The organism is Pseudofrankia coriaricola (genome assembly GCF_001854805.1).
GTDB lineage: Bacteria > Actinomycetota > Actinomycetes > Frankiales > Frankiaceae > Pseudofrankia.
This window is the reverse complement of the sequence record NZ_MBLO01000210.1, coordinates 1-19,444: the sequence shown is the minus strand read 5'-3', so window position 1 is coordinate 19,444 and position 19,444 is coordinate 1. Positions and strand designations below refer to the sequence as shown.

Below are 19,444 nucleotides of genomic sequence, written 5' to 3'. Positions count from 1 at the left end.
GGCTGAGGGACGCATGACGAACGTCGATGTTCAGGTCGTTCCAGGTCGTCGACTGGCTGTCGTCCGCCGGCGCGTGGAGATCGGCTCGGTGGGTACGGCGTGGGGGCCGGCGCTCGACAAGGTGTGGGCGTTCCTCCGTGCCCGCCCGGGGCTGCGCACCGACGGGCACAACGTCTTCCCGTACCACCACCCGACAGGCACGGACGCGGCGATGGAGGTCGAGTTCGGGGTCGAGGTGATCCGGGTGTTCCACGCCGCGGGGGAGGTCGTCCCGGCGGACACGCCCGCGGGTGAGGTCGCGACTGCTGTGCATAGGGGCGGTTATGACCGGCTTCGCCGGACGCATGACGCGATCCATGCCTGGCGCGCTCGGACCGGCAGAACGTTTGCGGGAATCTCGTGGGAGGTCTATGGCGACTGGTCTGATGATCCGTCGCGGCTCGAGACGACGGTCTTCTACCTTCTCAGCGAGCGACCGCCAGTCCGCCGACGGATCGTCGGCGCGCGGACCTCGGTTGTCATCGACAGGACGATCGGGCATCAGCGGGACAGGTCGTTGGCGTGCGCCGCATATCCAGATGTGGATCAACGCGAGCGGGCGCACCACATCGGCCCGTTCGCGGACTGAATCTGCCATTTTGACCTGATAGATGCGGAACTGGTCCGGACGGGGCAGGAAACTCCGTGTCCGTCCGGCTTCTACCCGGTACGAAGCTTCGGCGCAACAGAAGGTGGATACCCTCGCACGATGCCCGCTCCGACGTCCACCGGTGCCCCCGTTCCCACGCTGTCCCCTAGCCTGCAGACCCTGCGCGCGACCGCGCTCGAGGTACTGCGCGGAAACGACCTCGGCGACGTCACCAGGCCATCTCCCACGCTCTACCCACATCAGTGGCTCTGGGACTCCTGCTTCATCGCGATCGGGCTGCGTCACATCGACCCAGCGCGGGCCGCCGCCGAGGTGCTTTCGTTGCTGCGCGGTCAATGGCCGAACGGCATGATTCCGCACGTGATCTTCGCCGAGGTCGACGACTTTTACCATGCCGGCCCGCAGCGCTGGCGCTGCGACCGGTTCGTGACGACGGCGTCCGGCGCGCAGAGCACCGGTATCACGCAGCCCCCGATGATCGCCGAGGCTGCGGTCCGGGTGGGCGAGATGCTCGACCCGCGGTCCCGCGCCGACTTCTACCGCGCCCTGCTTCCCGGCCTGATCCGCTTCCACCAGTTCCTGCACACCGAGCGTGACCCCGACGACGACGGGCTCGTGACGCTGGTGCACTCATGGGAGTCCGGGATGGACAACACGCCGCCGTGGATGGAGGCCACGCTGCCGATCACCCCGCGCCGGGTGAAGGTACTGCGCCGGCTGGGCACCGCGGAGGCTCTCGACGCACTGCGCCGCGACGCCAAGGAGGTGCCGGTCGAGGAGCGGCTCACCTCGGCGGACCTGTTCACGCTGTACCGCGTCGTCCGTGAGCTGCGCCGGTCGAGCTACTCGTTCCGCAGCATCCGCGAGACCGACGTGCCGTTGGTCCAGGACGTCGCGTTCAACGCGATCCTGGTGCGGGCCAACGACCATCTCGTCGAGATCGCCGCCGAGGTCGGGGTGAAGCTGCCGAAGCGGCTGACCCGCTCGATGCGCCGCTGCCGGGAGGCGATGGAGCGGCTCTGGGCGGAGTCGACGTACTACAGCCGGGACTTCCGCACGGGCGAGCTCCTCCAGCATGAGACCGTCGGCGGTTTCCTTCCGCTGTATGCCGGCGTCGTTCCCGAGGAACGGGTCGACGGGTTGGTGAAGGCTATGACGTCGCCGCGGTACTGGCCGCGCTACGGCGTGGCGAGCGTGCCCGCGGACGACCCCGCTTTCCTGCCCCGGTGCTACTGGCAGGGTCCTGTGTGGATCAACATCAACTGGCTGCTCGCCGACGGCCTGGAGCGTTACGGCCGGCTGGACGCCGCCCGGGAGCTGCGCGCGGGCGTGCTGAACCTGATCTCCAGCTCGGGCCAGATGTTCGAGTACTACTCGCCACTGGACGGCTCCGGCGCCGGCAGCAACAGCTTCTCCTGGACGGCGGCGCTGCTGGTCGACCTGCTGGCGCGGCCGGACCTGCCGGAGATCCAGGCGACCGCGGCGCGCGCGGCCTCCCGGCTGGGGGTGTCCGGGGTGCCGGACGCCCGGCGCGCCAGCGACGAGCTGCCCTCCTCGCCGCGCGGCTAGGCCGCGCGGCCAGGCGGGGCCGGCCGGCGTCGGCGCGGTCGGCCCCGCGCTGCTCGGCGGGCTGACGGCGTGTCGCTTAGATGTGGCGTGGGTCACGTCGATTGGCCCGATTATGCGCGGCACGCCGGGTACTCCGTCTGCGTCGGGCAACGGGATGTCCGAGGGAGGGCTGGGCCACACGGCGTGACGTAGCTTTCTGTGCCGAGGGTGTTGGCCTTGCCTCGTGGCGTTACTTAACGCTACCGAGGTGCGCTGGAGCCGTGGAAGAGCTACCTAGATAGTTGGTTGTTCTGACCACAGAAGCCGATCTGCGGGGTAGTCTTCGCGACAAGCGGGTTCAGTGTTCCGAGGGTGAGGGTCTACACTGCGGCGTAGGCCCGGCGTTCGCTGCCGTCCGGCTGTGCCTGCGCGGGGAATTGGTTCGCGTCGTCAGACGTTACCTCCACGTGCAAGGACGACGACCCACCCGCACCGACCTTCGGATCTATCACTGATGACGCTGCCTGCTCTGGAACTTCACGACGACGCCCCGCGCGCGCGTACCAGCGCGCGGCGCCCGCGTCGGTCGACTGCCGCTGCCCGCTCCTCCACCGGCCGCACGCTGACGGCGGTTGCTGAGGACATCGATGAGCTCGACGTCAGCGCGGTTGCCGACCTGATCGCGCGCGGCCGCGAGTCCGGCGAGGTCAGCCGGTCCGAGCTGCGCGAGGCTCTCGAGTCCGCCGACGTCGGCACCGAGCTTCTGCCGGCGCTGGTCGCCCGGCTGACGGCTGCCGGTGTCGACGTCCTCGAGGAGGAGGAGCGATCCTCCGAGCCCGCGGGGACGACCGGCCGGACCACGACCGAGCATGCGGGCACCGCCGACCTCGTGCGCATGTACCTGCGCGAGATCGGCCGGGTCCCGCTACTCAACGCCGCTCAGGAGGTAGAGCTCTCCAAGCGCGTCGAGGCCGGCCTGTTCGCGGAACACAAGCTGGCCACGGCCGAGGAGCTCGAGCCCGACCTGCGTCGGGATCTCAAGCGACTCGTCCGCGATGGCGAGGCCGCGAAGCAGCAGCTCGTCTCGGCGAACCTGCGCCTGGTCGTCTCGGTCGCGAAGAAGTACAGCGGCCGGGGAATGACGCTGCTCGACCTGGTGCAGGAGGGCAACCTCGGCCTGATCCGCGCGGTCGAGAAGTTCGACTACGCCAAGGGCTACAAGTTCTCCACCTACGCGACCTGGTGGATCCGGCAGGCCATCGGCCGGGCTCTCGCCGACCAGGCCCGCACCATCCGCATCCCGGTCCACGTGGTCGAGCAGATCAACAAGATCACTCGGCTGCAGCGACAGCTGGTCTCCTCGCTCGGCCGTGAGCCGACCGACGAGGAGCTCGCGCTGGAGCTGGACATGCCGCTCGAGCAGGTCGTGGAGCTGCGCCGCTACGCGCAGGACACGGTCAGCCTGGAGACGACCGTCGGCGACGACGGCGACTCCGTGCTCGGCGACTTCATCGAGGATGCCGACGCGACCTCGCCGGCGGACGCCGCCTCATACGGCGCCATGCAGGATGAGATCGACAACGTTCTCGGCAACCTGTCACCGCGCGAGCGCGAGGTGATGCGGCTGCGGTTCGGCCTGGCCGACGGCAAGCAGCACACCCTCGCGGAGGTCGGCAACCGCCTCGGTCTGACCCGCGAGCGCATCCGCCAGATCGAGCGCGACACTCTCCGGGAGCTGCGCAAGCCGGCCGTGGCCGGTCGCCTGCGCGAGTTCTTGGACTAGCAAGAACAGGTAGTAGAAGGCCCGCCCCCGAACGGGGGGCGGGCCTTCCTCGTGTAGCGGTCTGCAACGTTCAGCAGCGGACAGCCCGCGGCGTGGAGGCCCCCACGAGCGAAGCGAAGTGGTCCGCCGGCCCGGGCTTGGCTTGGTGACGCTAAATCGGCGGGTGACCGTGCGGCGCAGAGGCGCGCCTCCGCGGAGGCCTGCCTACGAGCGAAGCGATGTGGGTGGGCCGCAGCGGAGGTCGCCGTAGCGCCCGTGAGCGGAGGAGGACGGCGCGCGGAGGTCCCGTGGGAGCGAAGCGAGTACGGGGCCGGAGCGCGCCGCCCGCACGGAGCGAACCAGCAACAACCTTCCACCCCAGCCCGCTACATCGTCCGGGCCGAGAGCGAACCGAAATACTCCCCACACAGGCGTGCTGTGGTGGTCGGACCGCTCAAGCGGATCGCACCCGAACCAGCAACACACCTACCGGATGAACGGCGCGAGGGCCTCCGGGTTGGCCACGGCGGCGAGGCTGACGGCGCGGTCGAGGGGGACGCCGGTCAGGAGGCGCTTCACCGGGACCTCCAGCTTCTTGCCGGTGAGGGTGCGGGGAACGTCGAGGATCTCGATGACGGTGTCGGGGACATGCCGCGGGGAGAGCTCGGCGCGGATCTCGGCCTTGAGGGCCTCGCCCATCTCCCGGGTCAGGCTGCCGCGCCTGGTCGGGACGACGAACAGGAACAGCTGGCCGGTCTGGCTCGGGCCGGAGGTGTCGACGACCAGGCTGTCGGCGATGCCCTCGAACCGCTCGACCACCCGATACAGCTCCGCGGTGCCGAGCCGGACGCCACCCCTGTTCAGGGTCGCGTCCGAGCGGCCCTCGATGACCACGGCCCCGCTCAGGGTGAGCCGCGCGAAGTCGCCGTGCCGCCACACGCCGGGATACATCGAGTAGTAGCTCTCCCGCAGCCGGGAGCCGTCCCGGTCGCCCCAGAACAGCAGCGGCATCGACGGCATCGGCGCGGTGACCACCAGCTCGCCGACCTCGTCGACGACCGGCCTGCCCTGCTCGTCGAAGACGTCCACTGCGCAGCCGAGCGCGCGCAGCCCGATCTCGCCCGCGCGTACCGGCATGGTGGGCAACGCGGCGGCGAGCGGCCCGCACACGTCCGTACCACCGCTGATCGACGTCAGCAGCACGTCCGGCTTCACCGAGTCGTACACCCAGGCATAGCCGTCGGTGGACAGCGGCGAGCCGGTCGACCCGAGCGTCCGCAGCGTCGACAGGTCGGCGACCACGCACGGGGAGAGCCCTCGGCCCAGGCAGCTGTGCAGGAATGCGGCCGACACGCCCAGACAGGTCAGGCCGAGCGCCTCGACCAGCCGCCACAGCGTCGACAAATCGGGGAAGTTTGGACTGCCGTCGTAGAGCACGATCGTCGACCCGACGAGCAGACCGGAGACGAGGAAGTTCCACATCATCCAGCCGGTGGTGGTGAACCAGCAGAAGCGGTCGTCGGGGCCGAGATCCAGGTGCAGCGCGAGCGATTTGAGGTGCTCCAGCAGAATTCCGCCGTGGCTGTGCACGATCGGCTTGGGCAGCCCGGTGGTGCCGGAGGAGTAGAGGATCCACAGCGGCGCGGCGAACGGCATCGGCTCGAACTCGGGCACCTCCTCCAGGCCGATGACCAGCTGGTCCCACCAGGTCATCCCCGGCAGGGCCAGGCGCTCGGCGCGCTCGACGACGTCGGCGGCCACATACGGCACGACGACGGTCGCGGCGAGGCCGGGCAGCACCTCGACCAGCTCGGCGATGTTGTGCAGGATGTCGTGCTGGACTCCGTTGTAGGTGTAGCCGTCGACGGCGACCAGCACCTTCGGCGCGATCTGGCTGAACCGGTCGGCGAGCCCCGACGGGCCGAAGTCCGGCGAGCAGCTCGAGAAGACCGCGCCGATGCTCGCGGTGGCAAGCATGAGGATCACCGTGTGGGCGCAGTTCGGCAGCACCGCGGCCACCCGGTCACCGCGGTGCACCCCGAGCCGGCGCAGCCCCCCGGCGCACTTGGCCACCTGGCGGCGCAGCTCGTCCCAGGAGATCACGACGGTCGCCGCGTCCTCCCTGATGGCGATCAGCGCCGGCTCCCCGCCGCGGCGGCTCAGGGCGTTCTCGGCGTAGTTCACCTTCGCCCCGGGGAACCAGACCGCGCCGGGCATCCGCGCGTCGGCCAGCGCCGGGCCGTCGCCGCGCTGGCCGCGCACGCCGCAGAAGTTCCAGATCGTTTCCCAGAACGCGCCGGGCTCGGCGGCGGACCACCGCCACAGGTCCCGCGGGTCAGCGAACGACAGGCCGTGCTCACTGGCGAGGAAATCGAGGTAGTGCGTCACCCCGGCATCGCGCACCCGCTCGGCCGGGGGCTCCCACAGCAGCGTGCCGGCCCGCACCACCCCGGTTGTGCCCTCGTCGGAGGTCTGCGCCATCTCGTTGCCCGCCACGTGACCTGACCCTAATCAATCGGTTCCGGCATTCCACCCCGACCACCATGTGACGGTCAAAGACGGGCGATGGGCGTCGCGATGCGTGCCGGGGGGACTACCTTCGCCCTATGGAGACCATCGGCGGCGTGAGCGACGGGCCTGCCCCCATCGCCGGCCGGCCCGGTAGTGGCGGTGAGCCCCGCCACCCCGGCGGGACCGGTCAGGACACGCTGGTGGTCTGGGACGAGGCGATGCTGGGCTACGACTTCGGCCCGCATCACCCGCTGCACCCGGTGCGCCTCGCGTTGACCATGGATCTGGCGACGCGCGCGGGCGTGCTCGAGGCGCCGGGCGTCGCGACCGCCGCCGGGTCGCTCGCGTCCGACCAGCTGATCGAGCTGGTGCACGACCCCGCCTACGTCGCCGCGGTCCGCCATGTGGGTGCCCCCGGCGGGGCCAACCCGCGGCTGGCCGCGATGTTCGCGCTCGGCACCGCGGACAACCCGGTGTTCCAGCGGATGCACGAGGCGGCCGCCGCGGTGACCGGGGGCACGCTGGCCGCCGCGCGAGCGGTGTGGTCGGGCACCCATCAGCACGCGGTGGCGCTGGCGGGCGGCCTGCACCACGCGATGCGCGCCGGCGCGAGCGGATTCTGCGTCTACAACGACCCGGCGGTGGCGATCGCCTGGCTGCTGTCGGCCGGGGCCCGCCGCGTGGCCTACGTCGACATCGACGTGCACCACGGCGACGGCGTGCAGGCCGCGTTCTACGACGACCCGCGGGTGCTCACGATCTCGCTGCACCAGACAGGCCGCAGTCTGTTCCCCGGCACCGGGTTCCCGGACGAGGTCGGGACCGGCGACGCCGAGGGGACCGCGGTCAACGTGGCGCTCCCGCCGGGCACCGACGACGCCGGCTGGCTGCGCGCGTTCTCCGGAGTGGTGCCGGTGCTGCTGCGCCAGTTCCGCCCGGACGTGCTGGTCACGCAGCACGGCTGCGACACCCACCGCCTCGACCCGCTCGCCGACCTGCGGCTGACCATCGACGGCCAGCGCGCCTCCTACCTGGCACTGCACGAGCTGGCGCACGAGGTCGCGGGCGGGCGCTGGCTCGCCTGCGGCGGCGGCGGATACGCGCTGGAGACCGTCGTTCCACGGGCCTGGACCCACCTGTTGGCGATCGCGGCGCACGCACCGCTGCCGGTGGACCGCCCGCTGCCGGAACAGTGGCGCGAGAGCGCGCCCGGCCGGGTGGACGCGGCCACGCTGCGCCCGCCCGGGCGGGGCGTGGCGATGCCGGCGGCGTTCGGCGACGGCGGCGGGCCGGTCGCCTGTCACCCATGGGACGCCGGCGAGGGTGACCCGGACGACCCGCTCGACCGGGCGGTCGCGGCCACCCGTCGCGAGGTGCTGCCACTGAACGGCCTCGACCCGCTCCGTGACCGTTAGTGATCCCGGGAACAGTGCCCTCGGGGCGTGCGAGGGAAGAACATCTTCGCACGCCCTTTGCCCTTCAGCGACGCTGGTGACTGAGCAGGCGGTCCTCCCACCGGGATACCCGGCGGGCTGGGAGGCCGACGTGATCCTCGCCGACGGCGGGACCGCGCACATCCGGCCGATCCTGCCGTCCGACGGCCCGCGGCTCCTGGCCTTCTGGGAGCGGCTGTCGGAACGCTCGATCTACTTGCGGTTCTTCGGGGTGCGCCGGGGGCTGACCCAGGCGGACGTGGATCGGTTCACGATCGTTGACCAGTCGGTGCGCGGCGCCCTCGTCGCGCTCATCGGCACCGACCTCGTCGCCCTCGCGCACTGGGAGGGCCTGCCCGCGGACGAGGCCGCTGCCGCGCCGCCCGCGGTGGCCGCCGAGACGCGCCGGGACACGCCGATCATCCGTCCGGCCCCCGCCGCCGAGGTGGCCTTCCTCGTCGAGGACGCCCAGCAGGGCCGAGGACTCGGCTCCGTGCTGCTGGAGCACCTCGCCGCCGCGGCCTGGGAACGCGGCATCCGCCGGTTCGACGCGGAGGTGCTGGCCGAGAACCAGACGATGACCCGGGTCTTCCTCGATGCCGGTTACAAGGTGTCCAGAACCTGGGAATCCGGCGCGGTGCGGCTGTCGTTCGACATCGCCCCCACCGAGAGATCGGTGGATGTGATGCGCGCCCGGGAGCACCGGGCCGAGTCGGCCTCCATCGGACGGCTGCTGCGCCCCCGCGCGGTGGCGGTGATCGGTGCCTCCCGCCGCCACGACGCGACCGGTAACGCGGTGCTGCGCAACCTGCTGCGCGCCGGGTTCGACGGCCCTGTCTACCCGGTGAACCCGGTGGCGGCCGCCGCGTCGGGCGCCGTCTCGTCGGTGCGGGCCTTCGCCAGTGTCGAGGACGTCGACGGACCGGTGGACCTCGCGGTGCTGTGCGTGCCGCCGGCGGAGGTCAGCGAGGCGGTCGCTGCCTGCGGGCGCCACGGTGTGCGTGGCCTGGTGGTGATCACGGACCTGCGCGACGAGCCGGCTGAGGCGACGCTCGCGGGCGCCGCCCGCGCCGCGGGCATGCGGGTCGTGGGACCGGCGAGCCTCGGGGTCCAGAGCCCGGCGGTGGGCCTGAACGCCTCGCTCACGACCCAGATGCCACCACCTGGACGGATTGGCTGTTACTCGCAGTCAGGGCCGCTGGGAGCCGCCATGCTGGGCGCCGCGGAGACCCGCGGCCTGGGGCTGTCGGTGTTCGTCTCCGCCGGGGACCGCGCCGACGTCAGCGGCAACGACATGCTGCAGTACTGGGAGGACGACCCGGCGACCGACGTCGCGCTGCTGCATCTGGAGACCTTCGGCAACCCGCGCAAGTTCGCGCGGCTCGCCCGCCGGGCCGGGCGTTCCCTCCCGGTCGTGGTCGTGCGCGCGGGGCGTTCCGAGCTGGAGGCGGCGCTGCTGCGGCAGGCCGGCGTGATCGCCGTCGACCGGGTCTCGGCGGGCTTCGACGTCGCGCAGCTGCTCGCCAGTCAGCCGCTGCCCCGGGGCGACCGGGTGACCGTCGTCGGCGACTCACGCGCGCTGGTCCGTCTCACGGTCGAGGCCGCCGAGGCCGTGGGCCTGTCGGTCGAGTCCGTCCTGCTCAAGCTCGGCAGCTCCCCGGAGCTGCACGCCGAGGCGATGCTGTCGGCCGCCGAGCGGTCGGACGCGCTGATGGTCACCGTCGCCCCGCTGCCGCCACTGCCGATCGCCCCGCTGGCCGCGGCGGTCGCGGCGGCGGCCGCGCGTCTCGACATTCCCGTGCTGGCAAGCGTGCTCGGCGGCGCGCGGGTTCCCGAGCTCGGCCCGGTGCCGGCCTACCCCTCGCCGGAGGGGACCGTCGCGGCGCTTCGCCGCGTCGTGGCCTACGCGGAATGGCGGTCGCGCCCGCTCGGAGCCGTTCCGGTGCTCAGCGTGCGCGTCGACGCGGCGAGGGCATTGGTGGCTGGCCGGGTGGGCCGGCTCGACGACGCGCAGGGCGCCGCCCTGCTCGGCTGCTATGGGGTGTCCGTGGAGCCGGTGATCCGGGCGGAGAACGAGGACGCCGCGGTCAGCGCCGCCCACCGGCTGGGCTGGCCCGCGGTGCTCAAGGCCAGGTCGCGGCCCTACCGGCACCGCCCCGAGCTCGGCGGCCAGCGCCTCGCGCTTCCGGACGAGACGGCGATGCGGGCGGCCTGGGCCTCCCTGCGTGCCCAGGTCGGGCCGGACGTACCGCTGGTGGTGCAGCGGATGGCGCCCGCCGGCGTGGCCGTGGTGCTCGGCTCCGAGGAGCACCCCCGCTACGGGCCGCTGGTGTCTTTCGGGCTGGCGGGACCGGCCATGGACCTGCTCGGTGACCGGGCGCACCACATCCTGCCGCTGACCGATGTCGACGCTGACCGGCTGCTCGGATCGGTACGGGGAGCTCCGCTGCTGTCCGGGTACCGCGGCTCGCGGCCGGTGGACGTCGCGGCGCTGCGGGAGACGATCCTGCGGGTCGCCCGGCTCGCCGACGACCTGCCCGACGTCGCGCGGCTCGTCCTGGATCCGGTGATCGTGTCGGCGGAGGGCGTGGCCGTCCTGTCCGCGGAGGTGGTCACCGGGCCGCCGTCGCGCCGCGCCGACGCCGGCCCGCGGCGGTACTGGACGGCTCCCATGCCGAGCGTCGGTGCCGACCGCTGACGCCGTCCGTCGACGTCGTTCGCTGACGCCATCCGGCGACATCGTCAGCAGGCTCACACTTCACCGGACCGCCTGCATCGACGACGGCATGCGGCGCGGATTGTGACGTCTGTATGTCGCCGCGGATACCAGATGGTGCGAATCGGGACCAACCGGTCGCCGATGGCGGCAGCGTGGGTGGGCTGACGGGCTGGTCGGGCGTCTTCGGCGCTCGCCGAGAACTCGTTCCCTGTCGCGCGGGGGCCGCAGGGTTCGGCCCGGTTCCACACAACATGTTCCCACCGTCGACAATCGGGACCCATGACGTCGTCCTCTGCCGCCGAGCCGTCCGGACGCCAGCCAGCGGGCCAGGGTGGCGGGTACGTCTCGCCTTGGCCGGAACACGGATTCGTCGCCCCAGAGGACGCGGACCCGCGGTCCGGCGCGGCGCCGTGGCCGCCGGCGACGCCGTCAGGTGGCCAGGAGTGGAGCGACCGGCACTGGAACGGCGGCCAGGACTGGAGCACGTCAGCGGTCTGGCCGCCGGCCGCCGCGGCCCGCCCGGAGCAGGGACACATCGCCGGGCTCGCGCAGCCGCCGAACCGGCCGGCCGGTTCCCCCTATCCCGACGCCGGCGGCGGCGCGCGGGCCGGGTACGAGGGCGCCCCCAGCAACGGCGCCCATGGTGGCGACACCGCCAGCAACGGTGGACCGAGCAACGGTGCCTACGCCCCCAACGCCTACGACCCCTACCAGAACGGGGCCTACCGCACCGGCGCGTATGGCGAGGGCCAGTACGACCACGGCTCGTATGACGCCGGCTCGTACGCCGCCGGCGGCTACGGCGGCGCCGGCCAAGGCGGCTACGGCGCCCCCGCGGCGGGCGGGAACGCCGGCGGCTACGAGTCCGCTAACTACGCCCGCGGCCCGGAGCCCGGGTACGAGCATCCTCAGGAAGCCCGCGGCCACGACCGGGGGCCGGACGCCGGGTACGCCGCCGGCTTCGACGTCGCGGCACCCGCCGGCCAGGGACAGCCCGCCGCGTCCGGCGGCTACGGCGACGTGTCCGCCGCGCGGCAGGCCTTTGGACAGGACTCGTACGGCCCGGCCGCACGGCACCCCACCTCGGCCCCCCCGGCAGCCCCGGCCGAGCCATCGGCGCGCTCGGCGGTGCCCGAGGCGGCTCGCCCGGCGTCACCTGGGCTCGCCACCACACCGCCGCCCCCGCCCAGCTACCCGCCGGGCGAGCTTCCGCCGTTCGCCGGCCAGGCGGCGTCGGCGCCCCCCGGAGCCGCGCCGTTCCCGCCTCCGCCTCCGCCTGCTCCGCCCTCGGCGCTCGCCGTGGCGTCGGCGGGAATGCCGGGCGGCGGAGCCAGCCAGATGGGCCAGCCCGGTCAGTCCGGTCCGTCATCGGGCGGCCCCGGCCAGGGCGGCGCGCAGACGGGGCCACCCGCGGTGCCGCCCGCGGGCGGCCCCGTCGGTGGCGCGCTGCCGACGTCGGCCGCGGTCGCCGAGACGCTGTTCAGCCAGGCGCCGATCGCGCTCGCGTTCCATGACGCCTCCGGCCGGTACGTACGCGTCAACGACGTGTTGGCCCGGCTCAACGGCCGGCCGGTCGCCGACCACATCGGCCGCACCGCGCCCGAACTGCTGGGAGAGATCGGCCACGAGCTGGCCACCTTGCTCGGCCGCGCGCTGCGTTCCGGTGAGGCGGTCGGTGATCTGGAAATGAGCGTCGCGACCGGCGGCGCCGGGCCGACCCAGACGTGGCAGGCCAGCTGGTACCCGGTGGCGGGGCCCGGTGGCATGCCGCTGGGCGCGGTGTTCGTCGCGATCGACGTGAGTGGCCGCCGGGAGGCCGAGCAGGAGGCGACGCGCGAGCGTGAGCGCCTGCGGCTGCTGGCCGAAGCCGTCGCGTCCGATGTACTGAGGGCCGGGCCGGACGGTGCCTTCGACGGCGACATGCCGCGCTGGCGGGCGGTGACCGGTCAGCGGCGCGCCCAGTCCGACGGGCTCGGCTGGCTTGACGCCGTCCACCCGGGTGACCGGGACACGGTTCGCCGCGCCTGGCAGAGCGCGGTGGAGCGCGGGGAGAGCTTCGAGGCCGAGTTCCGGGTGCTGGGCGCCGACGGTGCCGAGCGGGTCATGACGGCACGGGCGCTCGCGGCCGCGGGCGGCGGCGAGTGGGTGGGTGCCCTGACCGACATCACCGAGCTGCGCGCGGCCCAGGCCGCCAGCGAGTCGGCCTCCGGACGGGTGCGGGTCACCACCGACCGGGTCGAGCAGATCCAGCGGATCACCGCGGCGCTGGCCAGGGCCGTGACCAGCGACGACGTGGTCGCGGTCATCATGGACGCCGGCCGGGCGCTCGGCGCCTCCGGCCGGGGCGTCGCGCTCATCGACGACGGGCGCGAACAGCTGACCTTCCGCGCCCTGCAGGGCTACTCGGCCGAGTACGCGGCGCGCTGGTCGCGGATCAGCCTCGGCGCGGTCCACCCGGCCGCCGAGGTGGTGCGCGGCCGGCGGCCGCTCTTCCTGTCCAGCCGCGAGGAGCTGACCGCGCGCTGGCCGGTCCCCGACCTGGTCGCGGCCGTGGGCGCCTCCGACGACCGGGCCTGGGCGCTGCTGCCGCTGGCCAGCGGCGACGCCCCCACCGGCGTGCTGATGTTCGGCTTCCCGTCCGCCAGGGACTTCAGCCTGGATGAGCGGGGCTACCTGGAGCTGCTCGCCGACCAGTGCGCGCTCGCCTTCGAGCGGGCCGCGCTGTTCGAAGGGGCGCTCGCGCAGGCCGCCGCCGGCCGCGTCGCCCAGGAGCACACCGCCTCCGCGCGCGCCGACGCCGACCGGGCCGCCCGCAGGCTGGAGGTGCTGGCCGCTGTCACCACCGCCATGAACGCGGCCGCCGTCGCCGACCCGGCCGCTCAGGCGGCGCCCGCGGCGGCCGTCACTCCGGACCGGGCTCTGCGTGCCCTCGCCGAGGCTGCCGTCGGCGAGATCGCCGACCTGTGCGCGGTTTACCTGCTCGCCGACCCCGCGACCGCCGGCGACGGCCGGGACGCCGCGGTCGGCGAGCAGGGTGCCGTGCCCGGCGGCGTGCCCGGCGGCCTGCCCGGCGCCGTGCCCGGCGACGGCGGCAAGAACGGCACCAGCTCAGCCCTGCCCGCCGGATCCGTCGATCCGGCGGGAGCCCCAGCCGCGCCCGCGTTGCTGCGGGTGGCGGCCGCCGCCGCGCCGGGCATCGAAGGCCCGCCGAGCCCACGGCCCGTCCGCTGGCCAGCGGCCAGCACCGTCGCCCAGGCGTTCGCCGCCGGCGGGCCGCGGCTTAGCACCTTGCGTGACGCGGGCAGGTCTGTTCCTGGGGCCGCCGCCGGCGAGGAACCGGCCAGGCGAGCGCTGTCGGCCTCGTCGGCGGACGAGGTGCGCTGGGCGCGCAGGGCCGGGGCGCACACCGTGGCCGCGGCGCCGATCCTGCGTCGTGGCCGCCCGGTGGGGGTCGTGCTGCTGGCCGCGGTGGGGGAACGCCCACCGCTGGCCGAGCAGGACCTCGCCCTGCTCGGCGAGCTGGCCGGGCGCGCCGCCGAGGCGGTCGACCGGGCGGAGCTTGCCGCGGCCGCCGCGCCGCGCGCGCTGGCGGCCAGCCGGCGGTCCGCGCCGCGGCGGGCGCTCACGCCGGCTGGTATCGCGGTCGCCGCGCGCTACCAGGCGGGCGAGGGGAACACGAGCTGGGACTGGTATGACGTGGTGGATCTCGGCGCCGGCCGGGCCGGGCTGGTGATCGGCAACATCGCGGCGAGCGGTGAGGTCGCCGCGGCGGCGATGGAGGCGCTTCGCGCCTCGGTGCGGGCCTGCGCGCGCCTGGACCTTCCGCCCCACGAGGTGATCACCCTGCTCGACGGCGTGCTCGCCGACCTCGCGGACGAGTACCAGCCGTCCGGGCGGGCGGGCCTCGCCCGCAGTGCTGTCCCGGCCGGCGGTGCCGTCGCGGCTGCTGGGGCCGAGGCGGCTGGCGGGGCCGTGGAGGACGGCGTCCCCGGTCAGCTCGCCACCTGTATCTACGCGGTCGTCGAGGCCGACAGCGGCCGGGTGACGCTCGCCAGCGCCGGGCACCCGCCGCCGCTGGTGGTCGCACCGGATGGGCTCGTCTCCCGGCTCTACATGGAGGTGGGGCCGCCGCTCGGCTCCCGGCGCGACGACGTGAAGGAGTACGTCGTCAGGCTCGGCCCCGACTGGCTGCTGGCGCTGTTCACCGACGGCCTAGTGGCCGCCGGCGGCCGTGAGCTCGACGCCGGGGTGTCCCAGCTCGCCGGCGCGCTCGCTCGTCCGGGGGCGCCGCTTCCGGAGCTCGCGGATGACGCGTTGGCCGTGCTCGGCCCGGTTGGCGGTCCCGCCGAGCCTGGCCAGCGGCCGGGCGCCTCGCCCGCGGGCGAGGCCCTCGCCGCCGATGCCGCCCTGCTGCTGGCCCGCCTCCCCGCGCCGCCGCCGCCCGGCGCGACGGTGGAGATCGCGGTCGACGGCGGCGCCGCCGACGTCGCGCCGGCCCGCGCCGCGGCCCGCGCCGCGCTGTCCGACTGGTCGCTGCCGGCCGAGGCCCTGGAGACGGCGGTGCTCGTCCTGTCCGAGCTGGTCGGCAACGCGGTCGCGCATGGCCGGCAGCCGATCGACGCCCGGGTCCGTAGGCTCGCCGACCGGGTCGTGGTCGAGGTCGCGGACGGCGGCGGGCGGCTGCCCCGGCGCCGGCACGCCGGTGCCGACCAGGAGGCCGGCCGGGGCCTGGAGCTGGTCGCCACGCTCGCCGACCGCTGGGGGGTCCGCCCGACCGCGGACGGCAAGGTCGTCTGGGCCGAGATCGGCCCGGCGGCGCTCGCGTCGGCCCCGTAGGGAGGACCGGCCACCGCCGGCTGTCCGGCGCCAGATGCCCGGTAACGTGAGCGCCATGGCGGACACGATCGTGTGCCTCGAGGCTGTCACTGTGCGGCGCGACGGGGCGGCGTTGCTGTCCGAGGTCAACTGGTCGGTGTCGGCTGGTCAGCGGTGGGTGGTGCTCGGCCCGAACGGCGCGGGCAAGACGACGCTGCTGCTGGTCGCGGCGGGCCGGCTGTTCCCGACCGGCGGCGCGGTCGACCTGTTCGGCTCCCGGCTTGGCACGGTGGACATGCGTGAGCTGCGCTACCGCGTCGGTCTGGTCAGCCCCGCGCTCACCGAGACGCCGCCGGCGGACGAGCGGGTCCTGGACGCGGTGCTCACGGCGGCCTGGTCGGTGCTCGGCCGCGGCCACGAGCACTACGACGACATCGACGTGACCAGGGCCGCCGAGCTGCTGCGCCAGTTCGGCTGTGGGGCGCTGTTGGGCCGCCGGTACGGCACCCTCTCCGAGGGGGAACGCAAGCGGGTCGCGATCGCCCGCGCCCTGATGACCGACCCAGAGCTGCTGCTGCTCGACGAGCCGGCCTCCGGGCTCGACCTCGGTGCCAGGGAAGCGCTGCTGCGCCGGCTCACCCGGTTCGCCGCCGACCCCACCGCGCCGGCCATGGTGCTGGTGAGCCACCACGTCGAGGAGATCCCGGCGGGCGTGACCCACGCCCTCCTGCTGCGTGACGGCCGGATCGTGGCGGCCGGGCCGGTCGAGGAGACGCTCACCGCCGGCCCGCTCTCGGAGTGCTTCGGAATCCCGCTCGAGATCACCGCCGCGGCGGGCCGCTACGCGGCCCGGCTCGCAGCCCGCCCGCCCCGCCCGCGAGCCGCCGCCACCGCCTGAGGAACGGACCGGGAGCCGACTGGCTGCCGGCCGGCGGAGAGGACTTCGGCGTACGCATGCTGATTCCGGTATCCCGCCGGCGACTGTGGCGCGGCCGCGCGAGCCGCCACGCCGCCTTCTGCGGCGAGGTGGCGTCCGCCCGGTCTTTCTGCCGCGCCATCCCCTGATAGGGCGCCAGCCGGCCGTATGGGCCGCTTTGGCCGCCCGTGCTCGTTGAATGCCGGGCCGCGGTGTCTCGCCTAGAGGGCCAAAGGAGGTGCGAAAATGCTCCTCCTTCGCACCTCCGGAGGCCCCCGTCCCCAGAAGCACTAGAGGGCCAAAGGAGGTGCGAAAATGCTCCTCCTTCGCACCTCCGGAGGCCCCCGTCCCCAGAAGCACTAAGGGGTCCCTGTGCCTCGTCGACACCGCGGGCTCGGCGGGCGGGGGAGGGAAAGGCGACGGCGCTCGCTACGTCTCGTCCAGGAGAGCCCAGAGGGAGCCGGCGCCGCGAACGCGCGCGCCGGCCTCGACGAGCCGCTCCCGTAAGGCACGGTCCGAGGTGAAGGCCAGGACCGGTGGCTCGGCATCCCCGGCCTCGGCCACGATCGCGTCGTCGCCCGCGCCAGGCGCATGAACCACGGCCAGTGTCACGCCGGCGGCGCGTGGGCCATCCGTCTCCTCGTCTGGCGAGCCGTTCCCGTCCGGATGCGCCTCATCCGGATGCGCGTCGGGCGGGCGCGCCCTGGGTGAAACGGTGCCGGGTTCGACGCCTGCCCTCGCGGCGCCTTCCAGGACCAGCACGACCCGCGCCGGCGCCTCGTCCTGCCCGGCCAGGTCCGCCGGCCAGTCGGCGGCGGCGAGGAGCCGCAGAACGCGCGCATGCAGCCGCGCCGCGGCACCCGGCCGGTCGCGCCACCATCCGTCGGGCCGGGCGCCCACCACGTTCGCCGCGTCGATCACCCAGGTTCGCGCTGCCATCACCGGGTGGCTACTCGAAGGAGCGGAATCGGACTACTCATCCGGTAGGTCATCTGGTAGCTGTTAGTAGCCCACCGGATGCGCGCGAAAGGCGCGCTGGTGTGCGGTTCAGGCGGGCGATGGGTCCAGTTTCCCATTTGTGCCATGAGGTTCCTGCCCTCCGCGAGGCAGCCAAAGCCCAGCCGATAGCGTCCACGCTGGGCCGGGAGCGCCGACAGTAGCGAGCCAAAGCCCGCTGGCACGGCCCATCGTTTGCCGCGCAATCGGACCGGACCGACCAGCCTGCGCGGTCCGTGCGGAGCACGCGGGCGGTGGCACCCATGCGCCCCTGTGGCCCATCTGCCCCCATCGCCGCGAACTTTCGGGTCTGAGATTCCGTTGACATGACCAGTCCTCTATCGTCCCCGCGTCGGCAGACTCTTTGGGTTCCGCTGACACATCCTCCTGACGGCCCGCCTTCCGTCGGTTCGGCATCGCCACCGCCATCGCGGCCGAACGAGGAAGCTGGGCATCGGGGAGCCCTGTCCCGCTTGATGGACATCACACCCAGGGCCGAAGCAGCCAAACCGCCTCGTCCACCGATTCGACGTGGTGCCGTCGGCCCGCCGGTTCGAACCATGGGCGCGGCTGAAACGGTGGACTCGGCGCAAGCGGCGGGCAGCGGGCCTCGATCATGCCTTTCCGTGCACCTGGTTGGGCTGTCCGGCTTCCCGCTGGCGTCGTTGGCGGAGTCGGGCTCTTGCACGAGGCGTGTCCGTCCGCCGTGCGAAGCTCGGCATTCGGACGAGGACAGTCCCGCCAACAGACATTGTGGCTCTTGGGAAGCAGGTCGATCGGCTCGCGCGCGAACAGGATCCACCAGCCCGGCTCGCCGGCTCGATCCAACCAGTCGTGACGCATCCGGGTGTTCTCGTGGTAATACTAGACGCGTGAGTTCTGGGATCCAGTTCTGGGATCCGCTGACCTGAAGGAGTGTGGCATGGCTCAGAAGACCATCGTCTCGTTGATTGACGATCTCAGTGGCGAAGAGGCCGACGAGACAGTCCGGTTCGGCCTGGACGGCGCGCAGTATGAGATCGACCTCTCCGAGAAGAACGCGACCAAGTTGCGTGAGTCGCTGGCCCCGTTCGTGGGTGCGGCCCGTCGTTCCGGTGGGCGTGCCTCTGGCGGCCGTCGTGTCGTGGCCCGGACGCCTTCTCGCCGTGGCGGCGGAACGGACCGTACCGCCGACATTCGTGAGTGGGCGCGCAGCAACGGCTACACCGTGAGTGACCGCGGCCGTATCGCCTCCAACATCGTCGAGGCGTACGAGAAGGCCCACTAGTCTGCTTGGGGTTACCTTGCTCGCCGCCCTTCGGGTGGTCGAGGTGGGGAGGCCTGTTCGCTGACCTCCGGTCAGCTTCCCGTGGGCCCGTGATATTGGTCCGCGGGGTGGCCCGGGCCCCGATGTCGAGCTTCGCTCGACGGAGCGGGCCCTCTACCTCTAGGGCAGTTTGTGGGAGTTGTCTTCCGGGCCGGCCGGCGAATCGGGCGGGTGGCTCGTGAGGCTTCGCCGGGACGTTGCGAAGTGGCCGATGCTCGGTCGTGATCCGGACGTCGGCCTAACTCGACTCGACTTGGCCGAGGGTCACGAGTCGGGGCGGTGGGCCATTCAGGGAGTCGGCGCGTCAGGCTTCTGCGCGTGGTGTATGGGTTGCTTGGGGTTGGGCGCCGGTGGGCCGTGAGGAATGTGGGGGGCCGGCCCCCGGGCTCCCTGGGCTTGCGGACTTGGTGTGATCGTGGCGGGCCGGCTGGTCGCGGGTGGGGCCAGCCGGCGTTGCTGTTTCTGTGCTTCTCTGGGCGTTCTGGTGGTGGCCGCGCTTTGGCCTAGAGGGCCAAAGGGTGTGCGAAAATGATCTTCCTTCGCACACCCGGCGGCCGTTGTCCCCAGGATCACTAGAGGGCCAAAGGGTGTGCGAAAATGATCTTCCTTCGCACACCCGGCGGCCGTTGTCCCCAGGATCACTGATGAGCCACCGACGCCGGCCGGCGACCTGTTCGATGTTGCCGAAGGAGTCACACCGGCTCTCCCGGTTGGCCATGCCGGCCAGATGGAGCGCCGGCCGTCGACGAGTTTGGGCCGACTTTGTCGGTTTCGTGCGGTCGCCGCGGA

General features: G+C 73.2%; 10 protein-coding genes. 8 read left to right on the top strand and 2 right to left on the bottom strand.

Annotated elements, in window-relative coordinates; genetic code table 11:
• Positions 1-13 precede the first annotated feature (13 nt).
• The 3 genes from BCD48_RS23250 to BCD48_RS23240 all read left to right on the top strand — a co-directional run bounded on the left by BCD48_RS23250 (position 14) and on the right by BCD48_RS23240 (position 3,980).
• Complete coding sequence (locus tag BCD48_RS23250) at positions 14-628, top strand: GyrI-like domain-containing protein (protein ID WP_071050507.1); 615 nt, start codon at positions 14-16, stop codon at positions 626-628.
• 120 nt (positions 629-748) lie between these two features.
• Entirely contained in the window at positions 749-2,218 is a 1,470-nt protein-coding gene (locus BCD48_RS23245) for an amylo-alpha-1,6-glucosidase (protein WP_071050506.1), read from the top strand.
• A 493-nt stretch (positions 2,219-2,711) separates the two neighbouring features.
• Entirely contained in the window at positions 2,712-3,980 is a 1,269-nt protein-coding gene (locus BCD48_RS23240; protein ID WP_083419069.1) for an RNA polymerase sigma factor, read from the top strand.
• Between the two features lie 465 nt (positions 3,981-4,445).
• On the opposite strand, the gene BCD48_RS23235 is transcribed toward BCD48_RS23240, so the two are convergent.
• Positions 4,446-6,440 (bottom strand): acetoacetate--CoA ligase, encoded by a 1,995-nt coding sequence (locus tag BCD48_RS23235; RefSeq protein WP_083419098.1) that lies wholly within the window; start codon positions 6,438-6,440, stop codon positions 4,446-4,448.
• Positions 6,441-6,565: 125 nt separating this feature from the next.
• On the opposite strand from BCD48_RS23235, the gene BCD48_RS23230 reads away from it, so the two are divergent.
• From BCD48_RS23230 to BCD48_RS23215, 4 genes are all read left to right on the top strand, one after another.
• The gene (locus tag BCD48_RS23230; RefSeq protein ID WP_083419068.1) at positions 6,566-7,885 is read left to right on the top strand and encodes an acetoin utilization protein AcuC; all 1,320 of its coding nucleotides are present in this window, start codon (positions 6,566-6,568) and stop codon (positions 7,883-7,885) included.
• A 76-nt stretch (positions 7,886-7,961) separates the two neighbouring features.
• Entirely contained in the window at positions 7,962-10,601 is a 2,640-nt protein-coding gene (locus BCD48_RS23225) for a bifunctional acetate--CoA ligase family protein/GNAT family N-acetyltransferase (RefSeq protein ID WP_071050505.1), read from the top strand.
• A gap of 300 nt (positions 10,602-10,901) precedes the next feature.
• Positions 10,902-15,458: an ATP-binding SpoIIE family protein phosphatase gene (locus BCD48_RS23220; protein ID WP_241841936.1), complete on the top strand. Its 4,557-nt coding sequence runs from the start codon at positions 10,902-10,904 to the stop codon at positions 15,456-15,458.
• Positions 15,459-15,513: 55 nt separating this feature from the next.
• Positions 15,514-16,335: an ABC transporter ATP-binding protein gene (locus BCD48_RS23215; protein WP_071050619.1), complete on the top strand. Its 822-nt coding sequence runs from the start codon at positions 15,514-15,516 to the stop codon at positions 16,333-16,335.
• A 447-nt stretch (positions 16,336-16,782) separates the two neighbouring features.
• Here BCD48_RS23215 and BCD48_RS23210 read toward each other — a convergent pair whose 3' ends face one another.
• On the bottom strand, positions 16,783-17,292 hold the full coding sequence (locus tag BCD48_RS23210; RefSeq protein WP_071050618.1) for a hypothetical protein: 510 nt from the start codon (positions 17,290-17,292) through the stop codon (positions 16,783-16,785).
• Between the two features lie 979 nt (positions 17,293-18,271).
• On the opposite strand from BCD48_RS23210, the gene BCD48_RS23205 reads away from it, so the two are divergent.
• Positions 18,272-18,616: a histone-like nucleoid-structuring protein Lsr2 gene (locus BCD48_RS23205; protein WP_071050504.1), complete on the top strand. Its 345-nt coding sequence runs from the start codon at positions 18,272-18,274 to the stop codon at positions 18,614-18,616.
• Positions 18,617-19,444 lie beyond the last annotated feature (828 nt).

Excerpts from the sequence above, each read along its gene's own strand:
- BCD48_RS23240 (WP_083419069.1), top strand. The coding sequence starts at position 2,712 with ATGACGCTGCCTGCTCTGGAACTTCACGACGACGCCCCGCGCGCGCGT.
- BCD48_RS23215 (WP_071050619.1), top strand. The coding sequence starts at position 15,514 with ATGGCGGACACGATCGTGTGCCTCGAGGCTGTCACTGTGCGGCGCGAC.
- BCD48_RS23245 (WP_071050506.1), top strand. The coding sequence starts at position 749 with ATGCCCGCTCCGACGTCCACCGGTGCCCCCGTTCCCACGCTGTCCCCT.
- BCD48_RS23235 (WP_083419098.1), bottom strand. The coding sequence starts at position 6,440 with ATGGCGCAGACCTCCGACGAGGGCACAACCGGGGTGGTGCGGGCCGGC.
- BCD48_RS23250 (WP_071050507.1), top strand. The coding sequence starts at position 14 with ATGACGAACGTCGATGTTCAGGTCGTTCCAGGTCGTCGACTGGCTGTC.
- BCD48_RS23230 (WP_083419068.1), top strand. The coding sequence starts at position 6,566 with ATGGAGACCATCGGCGGCGTGAGCGACGGGCCTGCCCCCATCGCCGGC.
- BCD48_RS23205 (WP_071050504.1), top strand. The coding sequence starts at position 18,272 with ATGGCTCAGAAGACCATCGTCTCGTTGATTGACGATCTCAGTGGCGAA.
- BCD48_RS23220 (WP_241841936.1), top strand. The coding sequence starts at position 10,902 with ATGACGTCGTCCTCTGCCGCCGAGCCGTCCGGACGCCAGCCAGCGGGC.
- BCD48_RS23210 (WP_071050618.1), bottom strand. The coding sequence starts at position 17,292 with ATGGCAGCGCGAACCTGGGTGATCGACGCGGCGAACGTGGTGGGCGCC.